The 8,478-nt window shown below is 66.6% G+C and carries 7 protein-coding genes; 1 reads left to right on the top strand and 6 read right to left on the bottom strand.

Annotation, left to right across the window (positions count from 1 at the left end):
* Positions 1-1,288 (bottom strand): glycerol-3-phosphate dehydrogenase/oxidase (locus tag RTN46_RS09565; protein WP_312180864.1); only part of this gene is annotated, 1,288 nt, incomplete at its 3' end.
* Positions 1,289-1,407: 119 nt separating this feature from the next.
* Here RTN46_RS09565 and RTN46_RS09560 point away from each other — a divergent pair.
* The gene (locus tag RTN46_RS09560) at positions 1,408-2,394 is read left to right on the top strand and encodes a sugar-binding domain-containing protein (protein ID WP_312180863.1); all 987 of its coding nucleotides are present in this window, start codon (positions 1,408-1,410) and stop codon (positions 2,392-2,394) included.
* On the opposite strand, the gene RTN46_RS09555 is transcribed toward RTN46_RS09560, so the two are convergent.
* From RTN46_RS09555 to RTN46_RS09535, 5 genes are all read right to left on the bottom strand, one after another.
* Positions 2,363-3,079, bottom strand: a complete 717-nt coding sequence (locus tag RTN46_RS09555; RefSeq protein WP_312180862.1) for a DUF4166 domain-containing protein — start codon at positions 3,077-3,079, stop codon at positions 2,363-2,365. The two genes, RTN46_RS09560 and RTN46_RS09555, sit on opposite strands and share 32 nt — an antisense overlap.
* The gene (locus tag RTN46_RS09550) at positions 3,076-3,351 is read right to left on the bottom strand and encodes a hypothetical protein (protein ID WP_312180860.1); all 276 of its coding nucleotides are present in this window, start codon (positions 3,349-3,351) and stop codon (positions 3,076-3,078) included. Before RTN46_RS09550 ends, RTN46_RS09555 begins: the two co-directional genes overlap by 4 nt.
* A gap of 245 nt (positions 3,352-3,596) precedes the next feature.
* On the bottom strand, positions 3,597-4,055 hold the full coding sequence (locus tag RTN46_RS09545) for a MarR family winged helix-turn-helix transcriptional regulator (RefSeq protein ID WP_066301588.1): 459 nt from the start codon (positions 4,053-4,055) through the stop codon (positions 3,597-3,599).
* 77 nt (positions 4,056-4,132) lie between these two features.
* Positions 4,133-7,435: a DEAD/DEAH box helicase gene (locus tag RTN46_RS09540; protein ID WP_312180856.1), complete on the bottom strand. Its 3,303-nt coding sequence runs from the start codon at positions 7,433-7,435 to the stop codon at positions 4,133-4,135.
* Between the two features lie 151 nt (positions 7,436-7,586).
* Positions 7,587-8,478: hypothetical protein (locus RTN46_RS09535; RefSeq protein WP_312180855.1), on the bottom strand; the 892-nt coding region annotated here is incomplete at its 5' end.

Below are 8,478 nucleotides of genomic sequence, written 5' to 3'. Positions count from 1 at the left end.
AGGCGGCCTGGCGGGTCAGCGGCAGATAGCCGTCGGCACCCAGCAGCGGGGTCTTGGCCGTGACCGAGGGAAGCTCCTTGGCGCGGGCGCCCAGGGCCAAGTCCACGGCGTCCTCGGCCATGACCCGGTAGGTGGTGAGCTTGCCGCCGGCGATCGCGACCAGACCAGGCAAGACCTCGGTGACGGTGTGCTCGCGGGAGATCTTGGTGGACTGTTCGTCGCCCTTAGTGCCCGGCTGCAGCAGCGGGCGCAGGCCGGCGTACGTGCCAATCACGTCGTCGCGGGTCAGCGGCTTGTCCAGCACCACATTGGCGTGCTCGATGACGTAGTCGATGTCCGCGCTCGTGGCCACCGGCGTCGACAGTTCCTGGTGGTACGGAGTGTCGGTGGTGCCGATAATCCAGTAGCGCTCCCACGGAATCACAAACAGCACGGACTTCTCGGTCTGCAGGATCAGACCTGATTCCCCGGAGATCCGCTCGCGCGGCACAATGATGTGGATGCCCTTGGACGCAAGTACCTTCAGTCCGCCGTCGGCGCCGGCCAGGTCCTGGGTTTTTTCGGTCCATACGCCGGTCGCGGTGATCACGGTCTTGGCGCGGATGGTGCGGTCACGGCCGGTCTCCAGGTCGCGGACGACGGCGCCGGACACCCGGCCGGAGGCATCCTGCGGGAAGGAGATTGCCTTGGCACGGGTGATCGCCTTGGCGCCCAGACGCGCGGCGGTGCGTACCAGGGTCAGGACCAGGCGGGCGTCGTCAACCTTGCCGTCCCAGTACTTGATGGCACCGACCATGGTGCCTTCCTTGATATCGGGAAAGGCCTCTTTGACACCCTTCATACCGAGGTGACGCTGGATAGGCATGGTGGCGTTCTTGGCGCCGACGTGCGCCAGGGTGTCGTAGAGGCCGATGCCGGCGGCGACGTAGGGGCGCTCCCAGCCGCGGTGGGTGATGGGGTAGAGGAATGGCACGGGCTTGACCAGGTGCGGGGCCAGCGAATCGAGCAGCAGCTCACGCTCGCGCAGCGCCTCCGCTACCAGCTTGAAGTCCAGCTGCTGCAGGTAGCGCAGTCCGCCGTGGACCAGCTTGGAAGACCACTGGGAGGTGCCGCCGGCCCAGTCCTGGGCTTCGATGATGGCGGTGCGCAGGCCGCGGGAGACGGCATCCAGGGCGATGCCGGCGCCGGTCACCCCGCCTCCGACGACGAGGACATCGAGTTCGGGACCCTCGACGAGCTCGTCCAGGACGGCGTCGCGGTTCCCGGTGGAGGGCAGTCGAGTTGTCATGTGGCGGCCTTTCGCTTGCGGGCCGGACCTGTGGGCCCGGAGTCTTCGTCGAACATTAGGCCCCAGCTGGGAGTACGATCAACGTAGATGAACGGACGTGCACAGTCGAGGGAGAAGCCATGCACGAAGATTCTGATCTGTACCGGGCAGCAGAGCTTTACTACATCCAGGGCGCCACGATGGAGGCGGTCGCGGAACGGTTCAATGTCTCCCGCTCCACCGTCTCGCGGATGCTGCAGGCAGCGCGGGAGCGGGGCATCGTCCGGATCACCCTCTCGGCGCCGGTGGACACGCGCAGCGAGCTGGTGCGAAGCCTGCTGAAATCCTTTGGTGTGACCGCCTATCTGGCTGCGGCACCGGCTACGGCGTCCAACACCAAACGGCTTGAGGCCGCTGCCCGGCACGCAGCGGTGCTGATCCACGACTGGTTCACCGACGGGATGACCATGGCGGTGGCCTGGGGCACGACGACGTCGGCTGTCGCGGCTGCGCTCCAGCCGAAGCTGACCCGGGACGCGACCGTGGTGCAGATGAACGGGGCGGTGAGCGCCCGGTCGGCACAGCTGAATGCCTCGCCCGGACTGTTGCCACGGATGGCGGCCTCCTTTGACGCCGCGCTGATCCAGTTTCCCGCACCTGCCTTCTTCGACGACGAACGGACAAGGGAGCTGATGTGGCAGGAATCCACGGTACGGCGGGTGCTGGCGGTGCGGGCCGAGGCGGATCTGGCGGTGTTCAGCGTCGGCGCTTTCCAGGGGCCCTCGCCCTCGGAGGTGTACAGCGGTGGCTACCTCACCGAGGACGCGTTCCGCGAGTTCGCCGCGCATCGTGTGGTGGGCGATGTGTGTACGGTGTTCCTGCGCGAGGACGGCAGCTATGCGGACATCGGACTGAACCGCCGCGCCTCCGGGCCCACCCCGCAGGAGCTGAAGCAAATTCCCCGCCGGCTATGCGTAGTCTCGGGAGATCACAAGGTGCCGGGACTGCTCGCAGCGCTGCGGGCCGGCGTGATCACGGACCTGGTGCTCGACGACGGCACGGCCCGCACGCTGATGCGTCACCTGTCCCGGGGCACTAGTTCCGCAGTTCCTCCCGGAGGGGCTTGAGCCCGGCCGGCACCTCCGCGCCGGTGACAGACGGAAACGCGCAGGTGAACTCTCCGCGGTAGCCGAAAAGGAACCCGAACAGCGGATTCCGCACCTGCAGCTGGATCGTGTAAACCTGCCGCTCGTCGTCGTAGGCCTCGTAGAGGTCCGCTGATCCGGTCAGGAACCGCGGGACGGTGAACTGCACCGGCCCCTCGTAGAAGCGCAGCGCCGTGGAGCGCAGATGCAGCGAACCGTCTTCCCGGACAGCAAGCTGCAGGTCCGTGGCCAGGTGCTGGTGGCTGCCGAGATAATCCACCACTGTGCCGCGGGTATCGCTGAACACCATGGTCGCGTCAAAGCGGCGGGGCTTTCCGGGATGGACCTCCAGGGTCCGGGTAAAAGTGACGGTCGGCCGTCCGAACCCGTCTGTGTAGGGGTAGTTCTCGATGGTGAACGGGACGTTGGCGCCGCGTTCGGGGAAAAGGATGTTCCGGTAGGCACCGAACTTCAGGAAGGGCACCGTCCACCAGGCGCCCCGACGCACCTCGGAAAACACGCCGGTGCCCACACAGGCGTAGCCGGCGGCAGGATCCACGCCGAAGCGCCGCTGCAGCATCGGGTGCAGCCGATCAAAGTCGGATCCCAGGGCCTGGGCGAACATGGACCGGGCCTCAGTGGACCCGCCGTCCGGCAGCCCGCTCATGCCGGTTCCGCCAAGGATGCAAGAGCCGACGGGGCCTGGCCAGCGCTTCGATCGGGTGGCCGGCGCAGGCAGCGGGCTGCCCGCGGAATACTCCAATGCCGGGGGACCAGGCCTGCAGCGGCGGCAGCGGTCAGCGCGGCCAGGAAGGTTGCCGGTCCCGGGTTACGCAGCAACGCCGCCAGGCCCGCTGACACCAGGCCCAGGCGGACGCCGCCGTCGAGCAGCCAGCGGTTGCGGGTGCAACGCGGATCCAGCCCATCCTCGGCCCACAACCGCAGCCGGTCGAAGCTCCAGGCGGTGGCCCAGCCGAGCAGCGGGCGAATGAGCGGTTTATCCAGCCAGGTGCCGAGCCGACCCCAGCCCGGCGAAAAGTGATAGCCGGTGATGAACCGGGTGCCGCCGTCGTCGTCGGGAAGGTAGCGCCAGTAGCCCGCCCCCGGACCAATCGGGGACAGCGGGTCCCTCGTGCATAGAGGGGAGCCTACCGGTGCAGGGCCGGTTTTAGAGGCCGGGGTTTTTAAAGTCCAGGTGTGTCTGCGTCCATTGTGCCGCGGGGTTCACTCCAGCCGAGATTGCCGGCCATCCGCTGCAGCACGCCCACCAGTGCGTCGTATTCCTCTTCGGATACTTCCGAGGTGAGCTGCTCCCGGATGCGTTCGACGGCGCCTCGCAGGTTTTCCAGGCTGCGCGAACCCAGATCGGTCAGCGCATACTCGCCGTCCTGCACCGCGACCCAGCCGCTCTCGGCAAGTTCGTCGATCAGCTCCTTGGACGTGCCTGCCTCAACGGGCGGGAAGAAGGGGCGGAGCTGGTCCGAGAGCTCCTTTTCCGTGGCAGGCCCGTTGGTCAGCATGTTCATCATCTGCCACTGCCGGCGGGTGACACCGTGTTCCTCGAAGCTCGCGCCGTACTGTTCATCGACCAGCTGATCCACCAGTTTGAGCCAAAAGCCTATGGGACGTTCCTGGGTAGCCATCCCCCCACTGTACAAACCGAACCCGATGCTGGGAATGGCCGGAGCATCCCGGTCATGGTCATGTCCGCAGCAGGGCGTTACTGCAGCAGCGAGTGAATGTCCTCGGCGGTCAGGGCGGAACTGAAGACGGCGTCGTCGTCCATGACCGAGGAGAACAGGGCGGCTTTCTGTTCCTTCAGAGCCATGACCTTCTCCTCGATGGTCCCGCGGGCCACCATCCGGTAGACCATCACGGACCGGGTCTGCCCGATCCGGTGGGTGCGGTCCACGGCCTGCGCTTCCGTGGCCGGGTTCCACCAGGGGTCCAGCAGGAAAACGTAGTCCGCTTCGGTGAGGTTCAGGCCAAACCCGCCGGCCTTGAGGCTGATGAGGAAGACCGGAGCTTCGCCGTCCTTGAATCCGGAAATCACGTCCGCCCGGCTCCGGGTGGACCCGTCCAGATACGCATAGGGAATGCCGGCGGCTTCGAGCCGCTGGGCCGCGAGTTTGAGGAAGGAGGTGAACTGGCTGAAGACCAGCGCGCGGTGCCCCTCCGCCGTTACGTCCTCCAGCTGCTCCAGCAGGGCGTCGAGCTTGGCGGAGGGAACACCCTGGTTCTCCGCGTCCACCAGTGAGGCGTCGAGGCTGAGCATGCGCAGCAGCGTCAGCGAGCGGAAGACGATCATCCGGTTCCGGTCCATGTCCTGGAGCAGGCCCATCAGTTTCTGGCGCTCGCGCTGCAGGTGTGTCTCGTAGATCTTCCGGTGCTTGGGGCTCAGTTCCACTTCCAGGACCTGCTCCTGCTTTGCCGGCAGGTCGGAGGCCACGGCTTCCTTGGTACGGCGCAGCATCAGCGGCTTGATCCGGCGGCGCAGCCGGCCCAGCAGCTCCATGTCCTGGGACTTTTCAATCCGTCGCTGGTACTCCTCGGCGAACTTCCGGGCGGAGGGGAACAATCCCGGTGCCACGATGGCGAACATGGACCACAGTTCCATGAGGTTGTTCTCCATCGGGGTGCCGGTGATCGCGAGCTTGAACGGGGCGGGAAGTTCCCGGGCGCACTGGTTGGCCCGCGTGGTGCGGTTCTTGACGAACTGCGCCTCGTCCAGGATCAGCCCATCCCAGTCCTGGGACCGGTAGGCGGCGAAGTCGAGCCGGAAAATGGCGTAGGAGGTCACCACAATGTCCGCGCCGTCGATTACGTCTGCGAGTTTCCGGCGGGACTTGGTGCTGGTATCGGTGACCGCGACGGTCCGCAGGCCGGGGGTGAAGCGCGCCGCTTCGGAGATCCAGTTCGGCACCACGGACGTCGGGGCCACAACCAGGAAGGGCCGGCGTTCCGGTGTGCTGCCCGAGCTGTCCGCTGCCTGGGTCTCGCGTGCCCGGGCGATCAGGGCGAGGGTCTGCAGTGTTTTGCCCAGGCCCATATCGTCCGCGAGAACCCCGCCGAGTCCGTGGTCCCAGAGGAAGGCCAGCCAGTTGTAACCCTGAACCTGGTACGGGCGCAGCTCGGCTTTCAATCCTGCCGGGAGCGGCACCGGGTCCACGGATTCGAGTTCCAGCAGGCCGCTGACCGAGGATTTCCAGGCGGCGGCCTGCTCGGTCTCCTCCGCCAGTTCTTCCAGTTCCGCCCACAGTCCGGCCTGGTACCGGCTGATCGAAAGCGCGCCGGTGTCCCATTCCTGCAGTGCCTGCGCCTCTTCGATCAGGGCATGAAGCTGTTCGAACTCCGGCCGGTCCAAGGACATATACGTGTTGTCCACCAGCTTGAGCTTGGTTTTGCCCTTGGCGATGGCCTTGAAGACGTCGGCGAACGCCACCTGCCGGCCGTCCACGGTGATCATCACCGCGAGGTCGAACCAGTCCCGGCGCTCGGTCTCCACCGTGGTGATCTTCAGCTTCGGGACCGACGTCAGTTCCCGGTAGTCCGGCCGCTCGCCGAGGATGTCCACGCGGATGCCATCGGTCTTCTGCAGTTTCGGAAGGACGTATTCGCTGAACTCAGCGGTGTCGATCTCATGCAGCACGGTGTTGCGCGGATCCTTTCCCAGCACCCTCGCGGCACCGGCAACGAGCTCGGCTTCGGCGCCGAGGTCCCGGGCTGCGGGGTCGGTGCCTGCGGGCCGGCGGTCCAGTGGAACCCGCTGCACGCTGGTGCCCTGCCGGTATTCGTAGTCCCAGCTGAGAACCAGCTCATCCTCGGGCTGGAACGCGGCGGTCAGGACGAGCAGCGGCGGCTCGACTTCCGGGAAGTGCACTGACTCATCGCTGCTAGTCACCGGCAGCACCTGACGGAGCTTGGGATAGAACTTTTCGAGGAACAGTGCGGTGTCTGCCTGGGGGATGGTCACCGGTGCGTTGCCGGCGAGGAGGGCGCGGTCCTGCTCGGTCAGGGACCGCTGGCTTGGTGCCAGCAGGATGGTCCCGTTGGCCGACCGGACGTACAGGCCGTGACTGCCGATGACGCCGGCAGTGTCCAACGGGTATGGCTGGGAGTCGATTTCCAGGCTCGGCAGCAGCTGCAAGGGGGCGGACCCGCCCGGCGCGGTGGCTCGTACATCGAGGGCCAGGACGGCCTCGGATCCGAGCTGCACTGTGATGTCCTTTTTAGTGCCGACGAATTCCACACCGAGCCGCTGGGCTTCCTCCAAGAGCTGCCACAGGAGCGGGTTGGCGAAGTCGTCGAGGTAGAGCCAGGAGTCATTTTGGCCAAAGTAGGTCACGCCATTGGAGCGGTGCAGGGCCGGGAACTGGGAGAACCAGCGGTGTTGGTCCGGATCCAGTTTCAGGCCGTAGGTCTGGTAGGCCAGATTGGTCCAGGCCAGGTTGTTCTTCACCCAGGCGCCCCGGGCATTGCGCACCACGGGCCGGACCCCCAGCCGCCAGGCCGGAGCCCGGGTGCCGCGCCGGGACGCCGGCGGACCCCAGACACCGCTGGCACTGCCGTCCCGCCTCCGCAGTTCAAACTGCAGCCCCAGGGGAGTGATTTGCCGCGGCTCGCTGCCGGCGGCGCCCTCGAGCAGATGCTGCAGCGACTGCTGCCAGGCTGGCACCACCGGGGTGTCAGCAGCGCTGCGCAGCTCCTGCCGGCCGATCAGGTGCTCAATGTTGCTCTGCAGGGCGGCTGCAGCGACGTGCTTGCAGTCGTAGCCCACGGGACAGCTGCAGTGATTGTCCGCGAGGCGGTAGTCGCCCTGCCGCTTGGCATCCAGGACCAGCATGGTGTTGTAGGGAGTATTGGCATGACCGCGGACGCGGGCGCGCAGCACACTGCCCGGGGCGTCCCAGTCCAAGGACTCGACGGCTCCACCCTTGGCATAGCTTTGTCCCCGCTGGAAGGCAGTGCCGCCGACCACGCGGATGATGTCGGTGACATCGACGAGGGGCATGGTCGCGGGCATAAATTCATCGTCTCACGCAGCGCTGACACCTCCCGACGCCGCCGAGAGCCGCAGCTGAGCGACGGGGGGCGTGTCCCGGTTTAGCCTTTCCTCAGCAGCACGGGTAGCATCACCTGTAACGCAGATCACAATGGCGTGATCTGCGTGTAATCTACCCGCCCTGCTCCAGGCAGGCTGCGCGTACGAATTCGTACACCGAAGCGGTAAATTCCCGCGGAGGATCCAGCCGCACCTGCCCACCGTAAGTTCCGGCGGTAATGTCCAGCGGCAGCCGCGTCCCGACCTTGTCTTCAGCCAGTGCATGGGCGTCGCAGCGCATCGGAACAATTTGCAGCTCCAGTACGGACGGCGCGTCGCTGCCGGCAATTCGCACCTGCCGCGGCCATGGGTTTCCCGGGGCTTCGGTGATCAGCGTGGTGGTGCCAATAGCTTCCAGGATCATGTTTCCGTCTCCGCCCATAGGCGTCACGGCAATATTGACGACGGCGCTCCGGCCGTCGGCGGACACCTCGAGGCCAGCGGGCAGCGTGATGGCGGCGACCGCGTCCATCGACTGCTGCAGGCAGTCCTGGTTGTGGGCCCCGGTCAGGGAGGAATAGGGGTCAGGTGCCGGCAGCTCGTGCTCGGTCCCGTCAGCGAGTGTCAGCCGGACGGCGGCAGGGGTGTCCAGCCCGCCCGGACCCTGAGCGCCCTCGGTATCCTGATCGCCCTCGGTACTCTGATCGCACACGGCGGCGGGTAGTGCGGCCGGCAGGGAAATGCTGGCCCCGGGGCGGAGGGTGGTGCCGTCGCCGTCCGCCGGAACCCAGACCGCCGGGCCGCTGTACCAGGGGGTGGCCAGGCTGGCGGCGGTAATAGCCAGGTCCTGCTCCGTGCCATTGGTGATGAGCAGGTTGATGCTGCGCTCGCCGATGCTCAGCCGGCTTACCGTGAGGCTGGCACTGATTCCGCTAGGGCTTGGTGTGGAAGTGCCGGCGGTGGCGTCCGAGGTCGGGGTTCGGGGGACATCCTGGCGAAGGAGGGCCGGGATGGTCTGCAGCAGG

It is taken from the genome of Arthrobacter sp., assembly GCF_031988865.1.
Classification (GTDB): domain Bacteria; phylum Actinomycetota; class Actinomycetes; order Actinomycetales; family Micrococcaceae; genus Arthrobacter_B.
This window is presented reverse-complemented; position numbering and strand designations above follow the sequence as displayed.